25 protein-coding genes and 1 pseudogene are annotated in these 22,141 nt (G+C 50.5%); all 26 read left to right on the forward strand.

Going from position 1 to position 22,141, the window contains the following annotated elements:
• Positions 1-5: 5 nt before the first annotated feature.
• The 26 genes and pseudogenes from cmk (at position 6) to ACE3MQ_RS09570 (ending at position 22,092) form a co-directional block, all read left to right on the forward strand.
• On the forward strand, positions 6-716 hold the full coding sequence (cmk, locus tag ACE3MQ_RS09445; protein ID WP_379392358.1) for a (d)CMP kinase: 711 nt from the start codon (positions 6-8) through the stop codon (positions 714-716).
• Positions 706-1,275: a lysophospholipid acyltransferase family protein gene (locus ACE3MQ_RS09450; protein WP_379392359.1), complete on the forward strand. Its 570-nt coding sequence runs from the start codon at positions 706-708 to the stop codon at positions 1,273-1,275. The genes cmk and ACE3MQ_RS09450 overlap by 11 nt, the downstream gene beginning before the upstream one ends.
• 132 nt (positions 1,276-1,407) lie before the next feature.
• Positions 1,408-2,640: a 30S ribosomal protein S1 gene (gene rpsA / locus ACE3MQ_RS09455; RefSeq protein ID WP_379392360.1), complete on the forward strand. Its 1,233-nt coding sequence runs from the start codon at positions 1,408-1,410 to the stop codon at positions 2,638-2,640.
• Positions 2,641-2,910: 270 nt separating this feature from the next.
• Complete coding sequence (gene der, locus ACE3MQ_RS09460) at positions 2,911-4,233, forward strand: ribosome biogenesis GTPase Der (RefSeq protein ID WP_379392361.1); 1,323 nt, start codon at positions 2,911-2,913, stop codon at positions 4,231-4,233.
• Between the two features lie 12 nt (positions 4,234-4,245).
• Positions 4,246-4,857 (forward strand): glycerol-3-phosphate 1-O-acyltransferase PlsY, encoded by a 612-nt coding sequence (gene plsY / locus ACE3MQ_RS09465; RefSeq protein WP_379392362.1) that lies wholly within the window; start codon positions 4,246-4,248, stop codon positions 4,855-4,857.
• Positions 4,850-5,887 carry an NAD(P)H-dependent glycerol-3-phosphate dehydrogenase gene (locus tag ACE3MQ_RS09470; RefSeq protein ID WP_379392363.1) on the forward strand — a complete coding sequence of 346 codons (1,038 nt, stop codon included), beginning with the start codon at positions 4,850-4,852 and terminating at the stop codon, positions 5,885-5,887. Before plsY ends, ACE3MQ_RS09470 begins: the two co-directional genes overlap by 8 nt.
• 99 nt (positions 5,888-5,986) lie before the next feature.
• Positions 5,987-6,259 (forward strand): stage VI sporulation protein F, encoded by a 273-nt coding sequence (locus tag ACE3MQ_RS09475; protein ID WP_379392364.1) that lies wholly within the window; start codon positions 5,987-5,989, stop codon positions 6,257-6,259.
• Positions 6,260-6,452: 193 nt separating this feature from the next.
• A complete protein-coding gene (locus ACE3MQ_RS09480) occupies positions 6,453-6,632 on the forward strand; it encodes a DUF2768 family protein (protein ID WP_379392365.1) in 180 nt (59 codons plus the stop codon).
• A gap of 66 nt (positions 6,633-6,698) precedes the next feature.
• Positions 6,699-7,340, forward strand: a complete 642-nt coding sequence (locus tag ACE3MQ_RS09485; RefSeq protein ID WP_379392366.1) for a nucleotidyltransferase family protein — start codon at positions 6,699-6,701, stop codon at positions 7,338-7,340.
• Positions 7,341-7,353: 13 nt separating this feature from the next.
• The gene (locus ACE3MQ_RS09490) at positions 7,354-7,701 is read left to right on the forward strand and encodes a 2Fe-2S iron-sulfur cluster-binding protein (RefSeq protein WP_379392367.1); all 348 of its coding nucleotides are present in this window, start codon (positions 7,354-7,356) and stop codon (positions 7,699-7,701) included.
• Between the two features lie 43 nt (positions 7,702-7,744).
• Complete coding sequence (locus ACE3MQ_RS09495) at positions 7,745-8,488, forward strand: hypothetical protein (RefSeq protein WP_379392368.1); 744 nt, start codon at positions 7,745-7,747, stop codon at positions 8,486-8,488.
• Between the two features lie 313 nt (positions 8,489-8,801).
• Positions 8,802-10,280, forward strand: a complete 1,479-nt coding sequence (gene spoIVA, locus ACE3MQ_RS09500; RefSeq protein WP_125085187.1) for a stage IV sporulation protein A — start codon at positions 8,802-8,804, stop codon at positions 10,278-10,280.
• A 155-nt stretch (positions 10,281-10,435) separates the two neighbouring features.
• Positions 10,436-11,545, forward strand: coding sequence for a sugar ABC transporter substrate-binding protein (locus ACE3MQ_RS09505; RefSeq protein WP_379392369.1), 1,110 nt, complete (start codon positions 10,436-10,438; stop codon positions 11,543-11,545).
• Positions 11,546-11,658: 113 nt separating this feature from the next.
• A pseudogene (locus ACE3MQ_RS09510) lies at positions 11,659-13,148 on the forward strand (sugar ABC transporter ATP-binding protein).
• 11 nt (positions 13,149-13,159) lie between these two features.
• A complete protein-coding gene (locus ACE3MQ_RS09515) occupies positions 13,160-14,131 on the forward strand; it encodes an ABC transporter permease (protein ID WP_379392474.1) in 972 nt (323 codons plus the stop codon).
• A gap of 183 nt (positions 14,132-14,314) precedes the next feature.
• Positions 14,315-14,587 carry an HU family DNA-binding protein gene (locus tag ACE3MQ_RS09520; RefSeq protein WP_110932485.1) on the forward strand — a complete coding sequence of 91 codons (273 nt, stop codon included), beginning with the start codon at positions 14,315-14,317 and terminating at the stop codon, positions 14,585-14,587.
• Positions 14,588-14,707: 120 nt separating this feature from the next.
• Positions 14,708-14,968: a trp RNA-binding attenuation protein MtrB gene (gene mtrB / locus ACE3MQ_RS09525; RefSeq protein ID WP_379392370.1), complete on the forward strand. Its 261-nt coding sequence runs from the start codon at positions 14,708-14,710 to the stop codon at positions 14,966-14,968.
• 101 nt (positions 14,969-15,069) lie between these two features.
• Positions 15,070-15,612 carry a hypothetical protein gene (locus tag ACE3MQ_RS09530; RefSeq protein WP_379392371.1) on the forward strand — a complete coding sequence of 181 codons (543 nt, stop codon included), beginning with the start codon at positions 15,070-15,072 and terminating at the stop codon, positions 15,610-15,612.
• A gap of 160 nt (positions 15,613-15,772) precedes the next feature.
• Positions 15,773-16,639: a heptaprenyl diphosphate synthase component 1 gene (locus ACE3MQ_RS09535; protein ID WP_379392372.1), complete on the forward strand. Its 867-nt coding sequence runs from the start codon at positions 15,773-15,775 to the stop codon at positions 16,637-16,639.
• A 14-nt stretch (positions 16,640-16,653) separates the two neighbouring features.
• Positions 16,654-17,379, forward strand: a complete 726-nt coding sequence (locus ACE3MQ_RS09540; protein WP_379392373.1) for a demethylmenaquinone methyltransferase — start codon at positions 16,654-16,656, stop codon at positions 17,377-17,379.
• Positions 17,372-18,244 (forward strand): UbiA-like polyprenyltransferase, encoded by an 873-nt coding sequence (locus ACE3MQ_RS09545; RefSeq protein ID WP_379392374.1) that lies wholly within the window; start codon positions 17,372-17,374, stop codon positions 18,242-18,244. The genes ACE3MQ_RS09540 and ACE3MQ_RS09545 overlap by 8 nt, the downstream gene beginning before the upstream one ends.
• On the forward strand, positions 18,244-18,873 hold the full coding sequence (locus tag ACE3MQ_RS09550; RefSeq protein ID WP_379392475.1) for a UbiX family flavin prenyltransferase: 630 nt from the start codon (positions 18,244-18,246) through the stop codon (positions 18,871-18,873). Before ACE3MQ_RS09545 ends, ACE3MQ_RS09550 begins: the two co-directional genes overlap by 1 nt.
• Positions 18,854-19,720, forward strand: coding sequence for a menaquinone biosynthetic enzyme MqnA/MqnD family protein (locus ACE3MQ_RS09555; protein WP_379392375.1), 867 nt, complete (start codon positions 18,854-18,856; stop codon positions 19,718-19,720). The genes ACE3MQ_RS09550 and ACE3MQ_RS09555 overlap by 20 nt, the downstream gene beginning before the upstream one ends.
• Complete coding sequence (locus ACE3MQ_RS09560; protein ID WP_379392376.1) at positions 19,717-20,691, forward strand: polyprenyl synthetase family protein; 975 nt, start codon at positions 19,717-19,719, stop codon at positions 20,689-20,691. The genes ACE3MQ_RS09555 and ACE3MQ_RS09560 overlap by 4 nt, the downstream gene beginning before the upstream one ends.
• Positions 20,692-20,827: 136 nt before the next feature.
• Positions 20,828-21,271, forward strand: coding sequence for a nucleoside-diphosphate kinase (gene ndk / locus ACE3MQ_RS09565; RefSeq protein ID WP_379392377.1), 444 nt, complete (start codon positions 20,828-20,830; stop codon positions 21,269-21,271).
• A complete protein-coding gene (locus ACE3MQ_RS09570) occupies positions 21,262-22,092 on the forward strand; it encodes a CheR family methyltransferase (protein ID WP_379392378.1) in 831 nt (276 codons plus the stop codon). Before ndk ends, ACE3MQ_RS09570 begins: the two co-directional genes overlap by 10 nt.
• Positions 22,093-22,141: the final 49 nt, after the last annotated feature.

The following is a 22,141-nucleotide window of genomic DNA, read 5'->3' on the forward strand; positions in this document are numbered from 1 at the left end:
CCCCGTTGGCAAGGACAACGTCATCACATAATGGCAAGATCAACATCGCGATCGACGGACCTGCCGGTGCGGGTAAGAGTACCATTGCCCGGATGGTTGCAAGCATGCTGTCATACGTCTATGTTGATACCGGTGCAATGTACCGAGCGGCGACCTGGTATTTGCAAAGTCTCGGGATCGGGCCGGAAGAAGTCGATAAAGTGCTTCATTCGGTACAGAATTTGGGTATTGAATTAATACCGGGAGAAGATGGACAACAAGTCATCGTGAACGGTCAAGACGTTACCGCGGAAATCCGCTCTCTAACGGTTAGTTCCCAAGTATCCCAATATGCGCAAATCGAGGGGCTGCGAACGTGGCTCGTGTCTCTCCAGCGGCAAATGGCTTTACGCAAAGGCGTCGTCATGGATGGACGCGATATCGGTACGACGGTGCTTCCGGATGCCGAAGTGAAAGTCTACATGACTGCAACTGTAGAGGAACGCGCTCACCGCAGATTCAAAGAAATGCGGGATCAGCAAGGGATTACTTTAGAGATGATCGCTCGCGACATCGCTGAAAGGGATCGGCTTGATCAGGAGAGGGAAGTATCTCCCCTTCGGCAGGCTGAGGATGCCATCCTGCTGGACACCACGCATTTGACGCCTCGCGAAGTAGCAGACCGCATCGTTTCATTAAGCGAATCTTATGGGAGAGAGAACAGGGATGATTTATAGCTTTTGCCGTGGTGCATTAATACTTATTTATAAAGCGCTATTCCGTTTGGAGGGGAAGGGACTTGAGCATATCCCCAAGGAGGGCGGCGTGCTACTCTGTTCCAATCATATCAGTTTGCTGGATCCGCCGACGATCGGTATTCTCTTGAAACGGAAAGTTCACTTTATGGCCAAGAAGGAATTGTTCGACATTTTCGGCTTCGGCTGGCTGATTACGCAGCTTGGCGCGTTTCCTGTGAAAAGGGGCGGCGTCAGCAAGGAGTCGATCAAGACGGCTTTAACCATTCTGCGGACTGGTAAGGTCATGGGAATTTTCCCGGAAGGCTCCCGTTCAGGCGGGATGGGAAAGAAAGGAGCGGCTACCTTTGCGCTTCGCAGCGATGCTGCTATCGTTCCCGTAGCCATTATTGGAAATTATAAGCTGTTTAAAAAAACGAAGGTTGTTTACGGAGCTCCAATCGATATTTCGGAGTTCAAGGATGGAACGGTTCCTGATGCTGCGGAGCGCGTGACGGAAATCATTATGTCCCGCATTGCAGAACTCAAGGCTCAGGGATAATGGATTGATTGCTTGACAAGGGCTTATGCATGAAGGCAGGAGACTTTTGGAAAGCTATCAATATCAAGTTGTTTTGAACTTCGCTTAAGCGGGTTTAAATAAATGGGTTGCTGAATTGAGGAGGGTATTGACATGTCGGAAGAAATCAAGAATCAAGAAGCTGCTGAGGTAGCGAACCAGGATGAACTGGATCAAATCGTATCCTTGAAAAAAGGGGACACCGTTAAAGGAACGATCGTCAAAATCGAGGACAACCAGGCTTATGTGAGCATTGGATATAAATATGACGGCGTTATTCCTATTCGTGAATTGTCCTCTGTTCATTTGGACAGCGCTTCGGACGCCGTTGAAGTAGGCCAAGAAGTAGAGACTAAAGTCGTTAGCATTGACGACGAGAAAGAGCGTCTCGTGCTTTCCAAGCGCGCGATCGACAGCGAGAATGCGTGGGAAGTGCTGCAGCAGCGTTTTGAAAGTCAAGAGACTTTCGAAGTTACGGTTGCCGATGTCGTAAAAGGCGGTATCGTGGCAGACGTGGGCGTGCGCGGATTTATCCCTGCATCGATGGTTGAGCGTCATTACGTGGAGGATTTCAGCGATTACAAAGGTCGCACGCTTCGCGTTAAAGTGAAGGAAATCGATCCAGAGAACAACAAAGTGATTTTGTCGCAAAAAGACGTTCTCGATGAAGAATTCGAAGCGAATAAGCTCAAAGTGATGGGCGAGCTGCAAGAAGGTCAAGTCATCGAAGGTACGGTACAACGCCTGACTCAATTTGGGGCGTTCGTGGACGTAGGCGGCGTAGACGGACTTGTTCACGTATCCGAAATTGCTTGGAACCATGTAGAGAAGCCTTCTGATGTTCTTTCCGAGGGAGAGCAAGTGAAAGTGAAGGTTCTCAAAGTTGATCCTGAGAAAGGCAAAATCAGCCTGAGCATCAAGGCGGCAACTCCAGGACCTTGGGATACGGCGGCCGAGCAATTTAAGAGTGGAGATATCGTAAGCGGTGAAGTGAAGCGTCTTGTCAACTTCGGTGCTTTTGTAGAAATTGCACCTGGAGTAGAAGGACTTGTCCATATCTCGCAAATTTCCCATAAACATATCGGCACACCGCATGAAGTGTTGAAAGAGGGACAGACGGTTCAAGTCAAAATTCTGGACGTGAATACAGCAGAGCAGCGGATCAGCCTTAGCATCAAGGAAACGGAAGAGGCTCCTGCTGCAGCGCCGAAGAGCGAGAAGCCGTCTAGAGGCAGCAGCGTAAGAAAAGAAGACTTGAACGACAATCCTAACGTTTCGCTGAACAATCAAGGCCTGAGCGTAACTCTTGGCGAGCGGTTTGGCGACAAATTGAGCAAGTGGAAATAGACGGGATTTAGCAGGTATAAGGATCGGCGGGCCCCCTAACACGGGTTCGCCGATTTTATTTTTTCTTGGCACGGCTCATCGGGAGTAAAGAAATATAAGGCGGCTATAATAAAAACGTTTACTTTACCCGAATATGGGCAAAACGTAGCCCCTTAAAATAAGCAATGAAACGTTAGCCAATTAGTGCTTTTTTTGCTATGATGATAATCGTGAATCATGGACTGTGTAAGCATTTTGTTTAAATATAGGAACAATATAGGAGGTATCCGTATGGCAAGACCCGTTGTGGCTATCGTAGGAAGGCCGAATGTGGGGAAATCCACGATTTTTAACCGGATTATCGGTGACAGGCTCGCGATCGTGGAAGACAAGCCCGGTATTACCCGCGATCGTATTTACGGCGTAGGTGAATGGAACGGCAAGCCGTTCAGCATCATCGATACGGGAGGAATCGAGCTTGGCGATGAAGAACCGATTTTAAAATCGATTCGCATGCAGGCTGAGCTCGCGATCGAAGAGGCGGACGTCATCGTCTTCATGTGCGATGCCAAAGCCGGGGTCACAAGCTCGGATGAGGAAGTCGCAACGCTGTTATATCGCTGCGGCAAGCCCGTTATTGTCGCCGTGAACAAGGTAGACAACATCGGTCGCAGCGAGCATATTTATGAATTTTACAATTTGGGCTTCGGAGACCCGATCGGTATTTCAGGCAGTCACGGCACAGGAATCGGCGACTTGCTCGATGCGATCGCCGAGAACTTGCCCGATTTGGCGGACGACGAGTATGACGAGGATGTTATCCGTGTCGCCCTGATTGGCCGGCCGAATGTCGGTAAATCGTCACTCATCAACGCGATTCTCGGGGAAGAGCGGGTTATCGTCAGCGATATTGCCGGAACGACGCGCGATGCGATCGATACGCCTTTTGAGAAGGATGGCCAGCGTTATGTTCTAATTGATACGGCAGGCATGCGCAAACGGGGCAAAGTATATGAGACGACCGAGAAGTATAGCGTCATGCGCGCAATGAAAGCCATTGAGCGGGCTGACGTCGTTCTCGTGTTAATCAATGGGGAAGAAGGCATTATCGAGCAGGATAAACACATCGCTGGTTACGCTTTTGAAGCGGGCAAGGCCTCCGTCTTCGTCGTAAATAAATGGGATGTCGTTGAGAAGGACGATAAGACAATGCATCAATTCGAGCAGAAAATCCGTGATCATTTCCTGTTCATGGCTTATGCGCCTGTCGTTTTCCTGTCCGCGAAGACGAAGCAGCGTCTGCATAAGCTGCTGCCAGTCGTTCAGCATGTGGCGGATCAGCATGCGAAGAGGGTGCAAACACACTTGCTGAATGATGTCGTGTCCGATGCGATTGCCATTAATCCGCCGCCTACGGATAAAGGCAGAAGACTGCGAATTAATTACGTTACTCAGGTATCCGTCAAACCGCCTACGATTGTCGTATTTGTAAACGATCCAGAGCTGATGCATTTTTCCTATGAACGTTATTTGGAAAATAGAATCAGGGCGGCTTTTGATTTTGAAGGTACCCCAATTCGGTTGTTTACGCGCCGTAAGTCTGATGAAAGTTAGGAGAGGACAAATGTGATTTTACCCGTGATTGCAGTAATTTTCAGTTATTTGTTGGGATCGGTCAGCTTCAGTGTCGTGCTGGCGAAGTCCTTGAAAGGAATTGACATCCGTCAGCATGGAAGCGGCAACGCTGGAGCTACCAACACGCTGAGAGTGCTTGGCAAGGGGCCGGCGATCATGGTGTTAGCTCTTGATGTAGTGAAGGGAATTGCTGCTGTCTGGCTCGGCCGATGGCTTGGCGGGGATTTTGTATGGGTTCCTCTCCTATGCGGCCTCGCCGCCATTGTAGGCCACAATTGGCCAATTTATTTCCGGTTCCGCGGGGGCAAGGGAATTGCTACGACGATTGGCGTAATGGCCTCCCTGTTCTTCTTTCCGGCGCTCTATGCAGGAATTATCGCTATCTTGTCTATCGTTTTTACGAGATATGTTTCTCTAGGTTCTTTGCTGTTTGTTCTGCTGACCCCTGTATTTCTCATGTTCTCCGGGCAATTCGGTCCATACCTATGGACAAGTCTCATTATTTTCGTATTTGCATTTTGGAGACATCGTACGAATATTGTGAAGCTGGTTCAAGGCAAAGAGAATAAACTAGGCTCCAAGGGAGGTAAACGAGTTGTCTGAGAAAGCGGCCGTATTAGTGGCGGGAAGCTGGGGAACGGCATTAGCCAGCGTTCTGGCCGATAAGATGGATGTGATGATCTGGACTCGTAACGAGGCTCAAAGAGATGAGATAAATGAAAAGCACCGCAATGAACGATTTTTGCCGGGAGTCGATTTGTCGCCTCGCATCGTAGCAACGAATGATATGGAGGAGGCTGTCACTGGAGCCAAAGCGGTAGTGATCGTAGCTCCATCCTCCGCCGTTCGGGATGTGGCCCGGGCGTTAAAGCCATTTTGGAATGAGGACATGACCGTGGTGCATGCGACCAAAGGCTTCGAGACGGAGAGCTTGAAGCGCATATCCGTCGTTATTGCCGAGGAACTGGGCTGTGAGGAAGGACGCATCGTCGTTCTGTCTGGCCCAAGCCATGCGGAAGAGGTCGTTCAGCGCTGCCCGACGACGGTCGTTGTCGCTTCATTATTAGAGCAGCAGGCACAGAAAGCGCAGGATTTATTTATGAACTCGTATTTCCGAGTCTATACGAACCGGGATATGGTTGGCGTAGAGCTCGCGGGTGCTCTGAAAAACATTATTGCCCTCGGGGCAGGCATGTCTGATGGGCTGGGCTATGGCGATAATGCCAAAGCGGCTCTGCTGACGCGCGGCCTTGCCGAGATTACCCGAATCGGGGTGGAAATGGGGGCGAACCCGCTCACTTTCGCCGGACTTGCCGGAGTAGGCGATCTGGTCGTCACCGCGACAAGCCGTCATAGCCGGAATTGGCGTGCGGGCTACATGATTGGTGAAGGCAAATCGCTAGATACCGTTCTGAATTCCATGGGGATGGTCGTTGAAGGAATTCGGACTACGAAGGCAGCACGTACAATTTCAGAGAAGTACCAGGTGCAGATGCCCATCGCTCAGCAGCTGTATCATGTCCTGTTTGATGGAATCGAGCCGCGGGTCGCGGTAGAAGCTTTAATGGGACGGGATCGGAAGACCGAGATGGAAGTCATGTCGCTGGAAACCTGGGAGCAGTGGCATACATAAAGGATAGGCTTGGGGAATCATCGGGAAGCTCTCTGCCTCACACACCTTTTTCGTTAACTCCTCATACACTGTGGGAGAGGAAAGCGAAGGGGGGAGAATATGAGCAAAATTTCCAAAGATGCCCTGAACGCGATTAACAAGAAGACCGGCAAGCGCATTTCCGAAGGCTCTGTTAAAAAGCTGGCAGGTACGGTTAAACCATCTACTATGCAAAGTGAAGCAGAGCTGCGGAAGCTGATTAAGCAGGTATCCGCCATGGCTAAAGTGCCCGTTTCGGAAAGTACCATATCGGAAATCATCGGAGCCGTGAAGAAGAGCGGTATGAATCCGAACAATATGGAAGCTCTAATGAAATTAATGATTAAGAAATAAAGGAGCGCTCGTTCTGCGAGCTCCGAAATTTTAGACTCCGCGGCAATGCGCCGCGGTTTTTTTGAGGGCACCGATCGGTGCCCTCTTCAATTTTTCGTAAAATTGCAGGGTTTATTTAGTGCTGCATAGCCTGTTCAGATTCAAAATGCTATAATATTCATCATATCAATTATGGTAAATGGGAGAGTTACACATGGATGCAATGACGAAGATGTGGTTATCGATTGCGGCGATTCTCGTAATGGGTGTATCTGTTTTTCTGGTAACCTTTGCCCGCACGAAAACGAAAGGCCTTGTGAAAGGAATTTTATCCTTGCTCGCCTTCATTATTATGCTGACCGGCTTTCTGATGGGGCTTGTATCGATAACATAGCCGTTGATTGATCAAGAGTCCAGAAAGGTACGACAGTATAACGGAGCATAGGGAAGAGGTATTTGAATGGGTATGGAAATAGGAGAGGAAGGACAAGCCCCTTTAGTCTCGGCTTTGAAAGAGCTGAGCAGCCGGCTGGGTCAGGATCAGGCTGCCTGGCTGCTGGGGGGGAGCTGCGGCTTATGGCTGCAAGGAGTTCCGCTGGAGCAGTCCCCTCGTGACATTGATGTATATTGCGACAGAATCGACGTGGAAAAGCTGCATGATCGTTTAACTTCTTTAGCGCTGGATGAGCCCGTACTGGACCAGAGCGGCAGTTACGCTTCCTTGCTCAGCCATTATCGGCTGGGTTCATTTACGATGGAGCTTGTAGGCGGTTTTGAAGTAAGGAAAGGCAGCTCCAGGTACCGTACCGAGGTGAACGGTATTTTGTCTGAACATTCAGGCCGTATTGCATTAGAGGGTTCAGCGATACGATTGATGCCTCTTGCTCATGAGCTGCTCTTTAATGTGCTGCGAGAACGGCCGGATCGTTATCATGCTATCGCTGAGGCGATCCGGCGGTCGCCGGAGCCTCATTTAAGCCTGCTGCATAAGCTGCTTGCACGGAACGAATGGGAAGCAGAAATGGTCATAAGCGTGGCGGAGCTGTTGGATGCTCCAGCAATCGCTGAAGAATGGCTGCAGGGGCCAAAGCAAGTAAAATAGGAGGAACCCGATAGTGGAGCTTAAAGTCAGATTTATGCCTCAGGACAAGTCGGTCAAAGTCCGGCCGGGGACTACCGTACTCCGGGCAGCGCGGAATGCCAGAGTTCATATCGCTACGCGCTGCGGGGGCAATGCAGGCTGTCTCATGTGCAAAGTGGAGGTTGAAGCCGAGCACAGCCAGGCCTTAAGCTCCCCGACTTCTGCGGAGCAGCGCAAACTGGGCCCGTTATTGGAGCAGGGAATTCGGCTGGCATGCCAAGCTAAAATATGTGGTTCGGCCGAGGTGCGCCTGCCGGAGGATCCGCTGAAGGCGGCTATTCGCAGGCAGCTCGAACGGCAGCAAGAGGATGATTTATGGTGAAGGAAACGAGCTTGACGTATGATATTGCAAAGGATGAAGAGCTTTGAATAAGACTACAGTTCGGTACGTAGTATGTACACTCATATTTGTCGCAGGGATATCTCTACTGTCAGGCTGCATGTATCCGGGCGGCAAGCGGCAGGAGCAGGGGGTATCCTACCGGGAAAGCGTGGAGCGAATCCAAAGCGCGATCGATGCTTTTCAGCAGGAAAAAGGGATTTTACCGATTATTACCGCGGGGGAAGAAGTGCCGAGATACGAGAAATTTCGCATCGATCTCGATAACCTGAACAAGCAAGGGTATATTGACCAAATACCGGCAACGGCCTTCGAGCAGGGGGGAAGCGCTTATTTTCTCGTCATTAATGAGGAGGTCGATCCGACGGTCAAGGTGATGGATTTAGTTACGGTGCAGAAAGTAAACGATGTTCAAAGACTTGTGGATCAGTACGGAAGATCTCATCTGGGACAGTGGCCGATATTGGGAGACGCAGAAGTGTATCCAGGTCTTCATGAGGTCGATTTGCCGAAAATCCGCGGGGAAGAGCATGCGCTTCTTAGCGTATTTTCAAGACAGCCTCTGCCCTATTTGATCGATGGAGAAGGGCGCGTATATGTCGATTATGCTTGGGATATTATGCAAGCGGTCGATAAATCCGGCATGGCGGTCGGCGAGGAGCATTCCGATCTTAGAGCCCTGTTAACGGAGCAATCCTTCTTCGTACCGGTGAAGTCCCTGCCTTATGCTTGGAAGGATGGCACGCCCGTAGCTCAAATCGAAAACTGAATTGCATAAGCGCTATAAGCCGATATTGTTATTTATGCCTTTCTATGATCCGTTCATAGGAAGGCATTTTTCATATGTCATAGGAATCAAGCAGCGAGCATACAATGGTGATATGGCGGAAGCCGTGGTGCGGCAGGTCGCAGCGGCATAGCAAAAAAAAGTAGGCTTGGACGGTATAATCCGTCATAATAGTGCATTTGCTACATATGATGTTACTAGTCCAAATGAATGTACGAGTTGTTGCAAATAGCGAAGCGGATGCTCTCAAAGCATTTTTCCTTCGGCGAATTTTGAGGAGGGGATATCATTGGTATTGGAGAAAGTGGACATTTACAAGGACATTGCCGAACGCACCGGAGGAGATATCTATCTTGGTGTGGTCGGAGCCGTCCGTACCGGAAAATCGACCTTTATTAAACGCTTCATGGAAACGGTCGTTCTGCCGAACATTTCCAGCGAAGCGGATCGGATCCGTGCAGTGGATGAACTTCCGCAAAGCGCAGCCGGCAAGACAATCATGACGACCGAGCCGAAATTCGTGCCCAATAATGCCGTGCAAATCAAAGTAGCAGAAGGGCTGGAAGTGAATGTACGGCTCGTTGATTGTGTTGGCTATGCCGTCGAAGGAGCTAAAGGCTACGAGGATGAGAATGGCCCGCGTATGATCTCTACGCCATGGTTCGAGGAGCCGATTCCTTTCCAGGAAGCAGCGGAGATCGGTACGCGCAAGGTCATTCAAGAGCATTCGACGTTAGGCGTCGTAGTGACCACTGACGGCACGATCGCGGACATTCCGCGCTATTCCTACGTTGAATCCGAAGAGCGGGTCATAGCCGAGCTGAAGGAAGTCGGCAAGCCGTTTGTTCTCGTCATTAACTCTACGCGCCCGACAAGCGAGGAAGCACAGCAGCTTCGCGGGGAACTGGCCGTCAAATATGATATTCCGGTTATTGCTTTAAGTGCCGCAACGATGACGGAGGAGGACGTAACAGGCGTCCTGCGTGAAGTGCTTTACGAATTCCCGGTACACGAAGTGAATGTGAATCTGCCTAGCTGGGTTATGGTGCTGAATGAAAACCATTGGCTGCGCAGCAATTACGAGAATTCGGTTCGCGATACGGTTAAAGATATCCGGCGCCTTCGTGACGTCGACCGGGTCGTCAGCAACTTCCTTGAATATGAATTCATTGATCGCGCCGGGCTCAGCGGCCTGAACATGGGGCAGGGCGTAGCGGAAATTGATTTATACGCGCCGGACGATCTGTATGATCAAATTCTCATGGAGGTAGTCGGCGTTGAAATCAGAGGCAAGGATCACTTGCTGCAATTGATGCAGGAGTTTACGCATGCGAAGAAGGAATATGACCGCTTCGCGGAAGCGTTGGAAATGGTCAAGACGACCGGCTACGGCATCGCTGCTCCGTCCCTTGCAGAAATGGCGCTGGATGAACCGGAACTCATCCGCCAAGGCTCCCGATTCGGGGTCCGCCTCAAAGCGACGGCTCCATCGATTCATATGATCCGGGTGGATGTGGAGTCTGAATTTGCTCCGATCATTGGCACGGAGAAGCAAAGCGAGGAATTGGTTCGTTATTTGATGCAGGACTTTGAGAATGATCCGATTAAAATTTGGGAATCCGATATTTTTGGCCGCTCCTTGCACTCCATCGTGAGGGAAGGAATTCAAGGCAAAATCGCCATGATGCCGGACAATGCCCGCTATAAACTGCAGGAGACGCTGGGCCGGATTATCAATGAAGGCTCGGGCGGATTAATCGCCATAATTTTATAGAAAAATAAACTATTCCCAACCGTGCACCAAGCTGAAAAGGCTGTGTGCGGTTTTTTATTTTAATAAAATAGTAAAAACCGATTTACATACTTGGTTTTAAGATATATATTAATTTATAAAGATTTTAAAGATACATATATCAAGGGGGAGAAACCATGAAGAAAGTCACATTTTGGCAAAAATCCTGGACGACAGCGTTAATTCTGCTGCTAGTGCTCGTCGTCAGCGCATGCGGCATCAAGAAAGAGCCCGCACCAGCGCCAGGAACAGAACCGGCATCAGCGGCTGAGCAGGGAAATGCTGTAGACGTCAGCGGGAAAGAGCTTGCAGGCAAGAAGGTAGCGCTCATCATGGAGTTCAATACAGGTACGTTCTCGCAGCAGTATGTGCAGGGCGTAACGGAGGAAGTGAAGAAGTTCGGCGGAGAACTGACCACATTCGTGGCAGAAAATGATAAAGCGAAAATGTCCTCGTTGCTCGAATCGGCGGTCAATCAAAATTTTGACATTATTTTAACCGATCACGGCGCGGCTGAGTTTTTGGAGCCAGGCATCAAGAAAGCGGTAGAGAAGGGGATTGCGGTTGTCGTATTCGATGCGCTTGTAGAAGTGCCCGGTGTGACCGTCCTATCCCAGGATGATCAAAGCATGGCGGCATTATCGCTGGAGCAGCTGAAGCAGGATTCGGGCGGCAAAGGAAATATCGTCAAGGTATGGGTTGCCGGCTTTGCGCCGATGGAGCGCCGGGACGTGGAATATAAGAAGTTTCTAGAGGAAAATCCGGAGATTAAAGAAATCGCCAGCTTTGGAACGGCATCCAATCCGGCACTCGATTCACAAACGCAAATGGAAGCTATTTTGAAGAGATATCCGAAGGGTGAAATTACGGCGGTATGGGCAGCTTGGGATGAATTTGCCAAAGGTGCGGCCAGAGCGATTCAGCTCGCCGGCCGTGACGAGATTAAAGTATACGGCATTGACTTGAGCGATGAGGATTTGCAAATCATTCAAGATCCTACCAGCCCGTGGGTCGCTTCCGCAGCCGTAGATCCGAAGGATATCGGCCGGGTGCAAGTCAGATATGCGTATCAGAAGCTGCATGGCGATGACGCGGAGGATAAGGTAGTTCTGCAGGCGGTGCTTGTTAAGCGGGATGCCTTGCCTGACGAGCAAGTATCCACGGATGACCTGTCCCAGTATGTAGAGGGCTGGGGAGGATCCAAGCAAGGCATTCAGGAGTGGATGAAAGAGTACGGCGTAGAGTAAGGAGCTAGGGCTGTAAAATGCAAAGAGCGCGCCGAGAGGCGCGCTTTTTAAGTGGGGAGTGCTGTTAAGTGGCATTAGCGGAAAAAACGACTGAACAACAATATGTGCTGGAAATGACGGGAATCACGAAGTCGTTTGCCGGTGTTCCCGCCCTTCAAAGCGTGGATTTCAGCTTAAGGAGCGGGGAGGTACATGCGCTGCTCGGGGCCAATGGGGCCGGCAAAAGCACATTGATGAAAATCCTGGCTGGAGCCTATGAGTACGATGAAGGCACGATGCTGCTCGATGGGCGTCACGTAAAGCATAAGTCGCCGGCGGATGCCAAGAAGCTCGGTATCCACTGCGTCTATCAGGAGGTCGATGCCAGCCTCGTTCCTCAGCTGACGGTCGCCGAGAACGTCATGCTGGATGCGATTGGAGCCGCGGATAGCAAGGTCTGGCTTAGCCCAAGACGCCAGGCCCAAGAGGCGGAGCAAATCCTCGCATCGCTGCAAGTGAGCATTCCAGTCAAGAAGAAGGTTGCCGACTTAAGCATCGCGGAGAAGCAGATGGTGCTGCTGGCGCGTATCGTCAGACAGGAAGCGAAGGTCATCATCTTTGACGAGCCAACGGCTCCGCTGAGCGGATCGGAGGCGGATACCTTCTTCCGTATTTTGAATGAGCTCAAGCATCGGGGGGCGGCATGCGTCTTTATTACTCACCGATTGCCTGAAGTGATGGAGCACGCTGACTATGTCACCGTCATGCGGGACGGGAAGAAGGTGCATTCGGGTACGTTAGACGCATTAAGCATGGAGGGACTTGTCGCCCAAATGCTGGGCAAGACATTTGCTGAGGAGTTTCCGAAAATTTCCACGGAGATCGGCGATATCGTTCTCAGTGTAAACGGACTGCGGCAGGGCCGGAAGGTAAAAGGTGTTGATCTGGAGGTGCGCAGCGGGCAAATCGTGGCTGTGGTCGGCTTGGTAGGAGCGGGTAAGACGGAAATCGCCAGAATGCTTGCGGGCGCGGATCGCCCGGATGGCGGGGAAATTTATATGCATGGCCGGAGAAAGCTGTTCAAACAGCCGGCAGACGCGATCCTAGGAGGCATTGTGAGTGTTCCCGAGGAGCGGCGCAAGCAGGGAATCGTTATTCAGGAGTCCGTAGAGCGAAATATCAGCTTGCCGCTGCTTGATCGCATCAGCAGCTTCAGCTTTATTTCTAGCCGTCGGGAGCGGGGCCTTGCCGAGCGAACGATTTCCGCCCTGGGCATCAAGACAGCTTCGGCGACGCAGCCAGTCAAATATTTAAGCGGTGGAAACCAGCAAAAGGTCGCCATCGGCAAGTGGCTGGAGAGGACGCGGATATATTCCTGTTCGATGAACCGACGAAGGGGGTCGATATCGGGGCTAAGAGCGATATTTTCCGCATTATAGGTCAACTGGCGGCCGCAGGCAAAGGCGTGCTGTATTTGACGAGCGAGCTGGATGAGGGGCTCGGAATCGGCGATGTAATCGCCGTATTGTACGACGGCAGCATCGCAGCCGTGATGCAGCGCAGCGAGGCTACTCTGGAGAAGATATTGTACTTTGCAAGCGGTGGACAGGAGGAAAACTTGTGAAAGATAGATTGATGAATGTGACGTTTCGGTATGGAACGATAACGGTTGTTTTGGCGGTTATTGCTTTTTTCTCGATCAGGCTCCCATACTTTTTTACCTATAGCAATCTTAGCGACATTTTAAATTCCATTGCGATTGTCACCTTCGTGGCTATTGGTGTAACACTGTCGCTGGCCGTGGATGGATTCGACTTATCCGTCGGCTCGACCGTGTCGCTGACAACGGTTGTCGCTGCATCACTGATGATTTGGTATCAGATGCCGCTTTATGTGGTCATTATATTCCCGTTGTTGATCGGGGCTCTCATCGGCCTGTTGAATGCTTTTCTGATTATCAAAATGAGAATCCCGGATTTGCTGGCGACGTTAGCCATGATGTATATCATAGCCGGAATACAGAAGACCTACGCCCAGGGTTACACGATTTACAACAATATGCAGTTCCCGGACGGCAGCAAAGCGGCGGGGAAAATGGACAAAACCTTCCTGATGCTGGGACAAGGAGAGGTGCTGGGCATTCCGATCAGCGTCATTCTGCTCCTATTCTTCGTTGTCGTTGTGCATCTATTTCTGACCAGGACGAAATATGGCCGCCAAATCTATATTACGGGGGGCAATGAGGAAGCAGCGCGCTTGTCAGGAATCAAAGTAAAAAAGGTGCGGATGTTCGCCTATATGGCGTCCGGCGTTTTTGCGGCCATCGGCGGCTTGCTTTTCGCCTCTCGGGTCGGCTCCGGTCAAATCGATGCAGGCGCCCCTCTGCTGATGGAGGCCGTTGCCGCCGCCTTCGTCGGCTTCTCCGTCTTCGGCGCGGGCAAACCGAACATTATCGGCACCTTTATCGGCTCCGTATTGATCGGAGTTCTCGTCAATGGACTGACGATGATGAACGTGCAGTATTTTGCGCATGACATCGTGAAGGGCTCGGTTTTGGTGCTTGCTTTATCTATTACTTTTTACGTGTTGAATCGATCTAGGACTTAAAAAACTTGAAATTATAGATAGGCTGTATTACTATAAGTTTGTTCCTCGCCATTGTTTATAAGGGCAAATGAACTTTTTACTGGGCAAAATTCCAGTAATAATGTAGAATAACGTATATTCTGCGGTAAAACGGAAACACAGAATATCAGAGTGATGTAATTTTTGTATGGGAGGTGAATTTTAATGAACAAATCCGATTTGGTAAATCAGGTTGCGGAAAGCACGGAGCTTTCCAAGAAAGATGCAACTAAAGCGGTTGATGCTGTATTTGAAGCTATTTCTACAGCTCTGCAAAATGGTGACAAAGTTCAATTGGTTGGTTTTGGCAACTTTGAAGTACGCGAACGTTCCGCCCGTAAAGGACGCAACCCGCAAACAGGAGAGGAAATCGAAATCCCTGCGAGCAAAATTCCTGCATTCAAACCAGGTAAAGCGCTCAAAGACGGAATTAAATAAAGATTTCTACATATCTTCTCTGATAAAAGTCCGTGGGCGATTGTTCACGGCCTTTTCTTTTAGAATGCAGAGGGAATGTAGGTCGTCAGTGTATTTATCCGATGGGAGGAATCACACAGGATGGAGCAGCACAATCAGAATGCCGGAAGCGGGGACGAGCGAAACGTAAACAACGGTGATTATTTCGTCGTCAAAGCGAAGGAGCAGGGTGTTCAGGTCATCGGGCTTACCCGCGGCAAGGACACTCGCTTCCATCATACGGAGAAGCTGGACAAGGGCGAGGTGCTTATCGCTCAATTTACCGACCATACGTCGGCGGTGAAAATTAGAGGCAAAGCTGTCGTTATGACCAAGCACGGCAGAATCGATACAGAAGAATGATTTTGATTTTGCAGGCATAGCCTGCTTTTTTTAATTGTACAATGGGGTATAGACTGTAATGGGCAGAATAAAACCAGGTCATAACCAAGGGAGAATGCCTCATGAAGCGTACCATTATTGTGCAGGCGGTATTCATTTCAATGGGCTGCGTCCTGCTGCTGGCGGCTTTATCCTGGCTTGCCGGCAGAGCAGGTGAAATTAGGCCCGTCCACGGAGCTGTATCGGAGAAGCGCGATCAGCCTGCCGAGCTGAAAAATGATAACCTTGTCGATGAGCTAATCGCTTGGGAGCTGCTTGTTCCCGTCGATAAGGTGGAGCTGAGCGGCAGCATTTTGGCCATTGATTTTAAAGTTACGGAAGGAGCAGGCGATCCCGATCGGCTCTATCAAGGACTCGCTCAGGCGATTGACCGCTCCTTTCAGAGCACGACCAACGTTCATCGGCTGCTGGTAAGGTTCATAGCGGAGGATCAGTGGCTTGGGAACAAGTATTTGCTGCTGGCTGCAGACGTCCGCCGGGGAGAGTGGCCCAATGATGCGCTGAAAGAGCTGCAAACCTGGGGAAACCGGGAATTGAACCATGAATTGAAAAGCTGGTTTAGAGTCACGGAAACGAACCTTTGGAAGACGATGATCAATAAGTAAACTGCATGCGGCCGCTGGCTTATATTTTATTGTGAAATAAGCGCTGTTCCTTGTGCGCGGCGAAATAACATATGCTATAATAGACAGGATTGTGACATCTCTTTGAATTTCAACTGAAATAAAGCAGAGATTGTCAGTATTAGCGGCTCGGAGGCAGAGGATGAAACCTTATCGCATAACTGAAATGGCACATAAGTATGTCGGATACGACATGATTACCAACCACACGGCGCTTCCGGATTATCCGGTTGCCCGTGTTCGTTTGCTTTATATGTTTTTAAACATCCGTGACAACGGCAAAATACGGGCGTATGAGACATCGGCGTTAGCAGCGTTTCTCGTTCAGCTTGGACTCGATACGCATGATATGATCGATGTGGATTCGACCTGCAAAGAGGAGCGAAGCATGCGCTCCCGTCAGCTAAAGGTTCTGGCGGGCGACTATTTTAGCAGCCTGTTCTATCAGCTGCTTGCGAAGGCGGGACAGATTGAAATGGTGTCCTCCATGAGCTCGGCAATTTGTGAAGTCAATCGGCTGAAGGTAGGCCTGTATAACAAGCTGAAGAAGCTCTTGCCTACGGAGGAGTATTTGAAGGATTGCACGCATATCAAGATGGGATTGTTCCAATCGTTCTCCCATTTGCTGGACAAGCCGCTGCAAAACCTGTGGAGATTGCTGTTGGCTGAGCTTAGCCGCTGCGAGGTCGTGCTGGGCGAAATGAAGGCGAGCAGCATGCTGCCGGAGGAACGACAGGGCTACGCCTATCTTCGCATTATGGAGACGGGAACGGTCGAGGACAAGGAAGTGCTATCGCGGCGGAAAGTCGATAAGCGCGAATGGTCTTCGCTTCTCGTGAAATATCATGTGAACGAGCAGCTTGTTCATAAGCTGCATCAGTCCGTGGAACGGGTTCAGGCACTGGTACAGGAGCTGAAGGGCGATAAGGAGCAGTCCGAGCTGACCGCCATTGTTGAACCATTTCGTGCCGCGCTGGCCATGCAGCGACGTGCAATGCAGGAAGGGTAAGGTGATTGACAATTATGAGTAATTCTACTTCTGAGCCGAAGGAACAGTTCGTCCATTCGGTATTCGAGAGCATCGCTCCAAAGTATGACAGGATGAACGATATTATCAGCTTCCGTCGGCATAAAGCCTGGCGCAAATTTACAATGGCCAAGATGAAGATGTCTCCGGAGGATACGGCGATTGACCTTTGCTGCGGTACTTGCGATTGGACGATCAGCATGGCTCAAACCAGCGGCGGACACATTACCGGCCTGGATTTCAGCGAGAACATGCTGCAGTTCGGCAGCCGCAAGGTGAATGAGCTCGGGCTGGGGGATCGGATTTCGCTCGTACAGGGAAATGCGATGGCGCTTCCTTTCGAGGACAATACTTTTCACTATGCCACAATCGGCTTCGGTCTTCGCAACGTGCCCGACCTGCATCAGGTGCTTCGCGAAATGCAGCGGGTAGTCAAGCCTGGGGGGATGGTCGTCTGTCTGGAATTGTCCAAGCCGACCTGGCAGCCGTTTAAGGGAATTTATTATTTTTATTTCAAGAAGGTACTGCCGCTGCTTGGCAAACTGTTTGCTAAACGCTATGAGCAGTATAAATGGCTTCCCGATTCGCTCTCCGCGTTCCCGGGCAGGGAGGAGCTGGCGCAAATCTTCCGTGATATCGGACTTAAGAAGGTCGAAGCGTATCCTTTAACGGGTGGAGTCGTCGCCTTACATATCGGAACGAAGGAGACGCCTTATGCTTAGAAAAGCCGTTATTTTTTTGCAGATGATCAAATTTGAACATACCGTATTTGCCCTGCCCTTTGCCTTTATGGGCTCGCTGCTCGGCTCGGTGATGATTCACCAGACGCTGCCGTCCTGGGAGCAGATCGGCTGGGTGCTGCTGGCGATGTTCGGTGCCAGAAGCGCTGCCATGGGGCTGAACCGCCTCATTGACCGGGTGAGCGATAAGAAGAACCCTCGTACAGCGAACCGGGCAATACCGGCCGGGCTGCTGAAGATCGGGGAAGTCATCGTGTTTATCATCCTATCGTTTGCTCTGCTGTTCTGGGCTGCGGCCGAGTTGGATCCCCTGGCGATGAAGCTGCTGCCGATTGCTGTCGTGATGCTCGTTCTGTACTCGTACACCAAGCGTTTTACCTGGCTCTGCCATGTCGTGCTGGGCTTGACGATAGCGCTAGCTCCGCTCGGAGGCTGGGTGGCGGTGACGGGCAAGGTGGATCTTACAGCGATGATTCTGTTTGCTACCGTGACGTTTTGGGTAGCCGGTTTCGATATCGTCTACGCTTGCCAGGACGTGGAGTTCGATAAGAAGGAAGGACTGTACTCCATCCCGGTGCGTTTCGGGGTTGCGGCCTCTTTGAAAATAGCCCAAGCCTTCCACATCATAACCGCTATCGGCTTTATCGCTCTGCTGCTGCTTAGCGATCTGGGCTGGTGGTATATCGCCGGAATGATTATCGCTTATCTCATCTTATTTTATGAGCATTATATCGTATCGCCGGGCGATCTTAGCCGCCTGCAGACCTCCTTCTTCCTGATGAATGGCGTACTTAGCATCGTGGTATTCTCGTTTACATTGATAGATTTGGTGGTGCGTCACTCTTGATGGAAAACAGCTCAGATAGACGAAGAGGGATGGTTGTAGGAATCACGGGTGCCAGCGGCTCGATCTACGGCGTGAAGCTGATCCAGTCTTTGCTGCAGCTGGGCTTCGACGTGCATCTCGTCATAACGAATGCGGGCTGGAGAGTGATCAAGGAGGAGCTGGGCTGGAAAACGTCAGATCGCGAAGCCGTGCTTCGCGAGCACTTTGCAGACTTCCCGGGGCAGTATATCTATCACCCGATTGCCGATATCGGCGCTTCGATTGCAAGCGGCTCGTATCTCATCGATAGTATGATAGTCATGCCGTGCTCCATGGGAACCCTGTCTGGAATTGCTCACGGCGCATCGAATAATCTGCTGACCCGCGCAGCGGACGTGATGCTGAAGGAAGGACGTCCGCTCGTCTTAGTTCCGCGCGAAACGCCTTTGCATGCGATCCATTTGGAGAATATGCTGAAGCTGGCCAGGCTTGGAGTACGTATCGTTCCGGCCATGCCGGCATTTTATTTCGGGCCGCAGAATATCGATGACCTGATCTCTTTCTTGGTTGGTAAAGTACTCGACAGCTTAAGAATAGAACATAACCTGTTTACCAGATGGGGGGAGCAAAGTGAAGAGCAGGGACAATGACGACGTGTTGATTGGACGAATAAAATATAGTAATGTCTGGCCGATATTTCATTATTTTAATACGGAGAGTCTGCCCGGCAGCCCTCGCCTCGTGACGGAGGTTCCCTCGCTGCTGAACCGGGGAATGCTGAGCGGCGAGCTCGACCTTGCACCGGTATCCTCATTTTCCTTCGGATTGGGCTGGGAGCAGTTCTTGCTGCTGCCGGGCTTGTCCGTAAGCTCGGACGGCCCGGTGAATTCCATTCTGTTATTTTCCCGGAAGCCGCCGGAGGAGATTGGCAGCGGAGTAATCGCCTTGACCAACACATCAGCGACCTCCGTTAATCTGCTTAAGATTATTATGGAGAAGGCCTATGGCGGGAAACCGACGTACTGGGACAGCGAACCGAATCTGGAAGCCATGATGGAGGACAGCGACGCGGCTTTGCTCATTGGCGATCATGCGATTGAAGCCTCATGGCGGGATCATGATTATATCGTGACGGATTTAGGGGAAGTCTGGAAGAGGTGGACAGGCTACGGAATGACCTTTGCGGTATGGGCCGTGCAGAAATCTTTCGCGGAGGAGAATCCTGTCTTTCTATCGCGTGTATGCTCCGCATTTGAAGATAGCAAACGCCGGAGCTTGAACGACTTAGGCCCGCTAGTGGAGCAGGCATGCCGCCTGATCGGCGGGACACCCCAATATTGGCGCCATTATTTTAACAATTTATGTTATGATTTTAACGATGAACAGCAGAATGGATTAGCATTATACTTCTCTTATGCTCGTGAGCTGGGACTTCTGGAACACGAGGTAAGAATGAATATATGGAGTGACAATACGTTGATACGGGTGAAAGAATGAAACTAATGGATATTTTCGGTACATTGAAGAAAGATATGGACTTCATCGAACGGCAGTTGTACCGGAGCATCGAAGGCGATGAGGAGCTGCTGAATGAAACCTCGCTCCATCTTTTGAAAGCGGGAGGCAAACGGCTGCGTCCGATTTTCGTGCTGCTGGGCGGCAAATTCGGCACGTATGATTTAAATCGGCTGCAGTACGTGGCTGTACCGCTTGAGCTGATTCACTCGGCATCGCTCGTTCACGACGATGTAATCGATGATGCCGGAACGCGGCGGGGCAAGCCGACGGTTAAGGCAAAATGGGACAATAAAATTGCGATGTATACGGGGGACTATATTTATGCCAAAGCTTTAATGCTGGCCACTCAGCTGCCCGATCCGGAGGTACACCAAATTTTGTCCAAGGCGCTCGTGCAAATGTCGATCGGCGAAATGGAGCAGATTCGCGATTTCTTCAATACCGATCAGTCGGTTCGCCATTATCTATTGCGGATCCGCCGCAAGACCGCCCTGTTGATCGCGATCAGCTGCCAGCTCGGAGCGGTTGTGGCGGGGGCCTCTCCTCAAATCAGCTCGCTTCTGTATCGATATGGCTACAATATCGGCATGGCTTTCCAGATCCGCGATGATCTGCTCGACCTGTGCGGTACGGAGAAGAGCATCGGCAAGCCGCCGGGAAGTGATATGCGTCAAGGAAATATTACTATTCCAGTTATTTATACGCTTGAACGCCCGGAGCTAAAGAAGTCTTTGCTTGAGGCGATCGGCGGGATACGCAGCGGGGCCGGCGCAGACCACATTTCGGAAGCGATAAATATTATCAAATCGGGCCCCGGCATAGCGCAAGCGGAGCAGTTGGCAGAGACTTTTACCGATAAGGCTTTAGCAGCTTTGGAGCAGCTTCCGGAGAGCAAGGCAAGAACTCATTTGAAGGAGATTGCTCTATTCGTGAATAAACGTTCCTACTAGGAGGAAGCTCCTTGAGAACGTGAATTTTGTGGTACCCTCGTTACCTTTTTTCTGGTAAAATACGCTGTAGTCATTGCATAAAGGATGTAATAATTAGTCGAAGTATTCATTGTGACAACATTATGGGAGGTAAACCATGGAACGGACATTTTTAATGGTTAAGCCGGATGGGGTTCAGCGTGGGTTGGTAGGAAGAATCGTTAGCCGCTTTGAAGACAAGGGACTGAAGCTGATTGCCGGCAAGCTTGTGCACGTTACGGAAGAGCAGGCTAAACGTCATTATGCCGAGCATGAAGGCAAGCCCTTCTTTGAAAGCTTGGTACGCTTCATTACGTCTGGTCCGGTGTTTGCAATGGTGTGGCAGGGGGATGATGTCATTACATTATCTCGGATGGTGATCGGCAAAACTCAGGTTACGGATGCCTTGCCAGGCACGATTCGTGGTGATTTCGCGGCTCATACGCCATTTAATCTCATTCATGGCTCGGACGGCTTGGAGAGCGCAGAACGGGAAATCGCCAACTTCTTCGAGCCTCACGAAATACTTAATTACTCCAGAAGCATAGATCCATGGATATGAGAGAGTTGACATCTGATCCGGTTCGCTTGAACCAGGATGGCGCACCTGATCCGGACTACTTAGGTTTCATCCGTAATATTAAACAGCAAACAGGGATAGATTTGGCGCAGTACAAAGAGGCTCAAATGAAACGGCGCTTAACGACGCTTCGTAATAAGAATGGGTTTTCGACCTTCTCGGCATTTCACTCGGCGATGACGACAGATAAGACGCTATTCTACGAGTTTTTGGATAAAATGACGATCAATGTGTCGGAGTTCTGGAGAAATCCGAATCGGTGGGAGACGCTGAGAGATACTGTCTTGCCCGGGCTGACGGCCGGAAAATCTCGGCTGCGGGTATGGAGCGCGGCTTGCTCGACTGGAGAAGAACCGTATACGCTGGCGATGATCCTGAACGACCATGGTCTTCTGCAGAATACATATTTGCTGGCAACCGATATCGATGATGGTGCGCTTGGGAAGGCAGCAGAGGGTTTATACTTGGAGCGCTCGCTCAAGGATGTCCCGCCCGATGTAGCGAAACGGTATTTTACGCCGGAGGGCATGATGTACCGTTTTGATAACAAGCTGAAGAAGGCGGTTACATTCAAGAAGCAAAATATGCTGCTTGATGATTTTGAAGAAGGCTTTGATCTCATCGTATGCCGCAACGTCATGATCTATTTCACGGAGGAAGCCAAGCAGCGGCTGTATCACCGATTTGCCAAGGCGCTTCGTCCAGGCGGCATATTGTTTGTTGGCAGTACGGAGCAAATATTCTCTCCCGGCATTTATGGCTTGGAGGCTTCGGAAACTTTTTTCTACCGCAAGAAAGAATGATGTATATTCGTGCGAGTCTTGCCCGATACTTGGAATATCCAATGTCGTG

This window comes from Paenibacillus lentus (assembly GCF_042714055.1).
GTDB classification, from domain to species: domain Bacteria; phylum Bacillota; class Bacilli; order Paenibacillales; family Paenibacillaceae; genus Fontibacillus; species Fontibacillus lentus_A.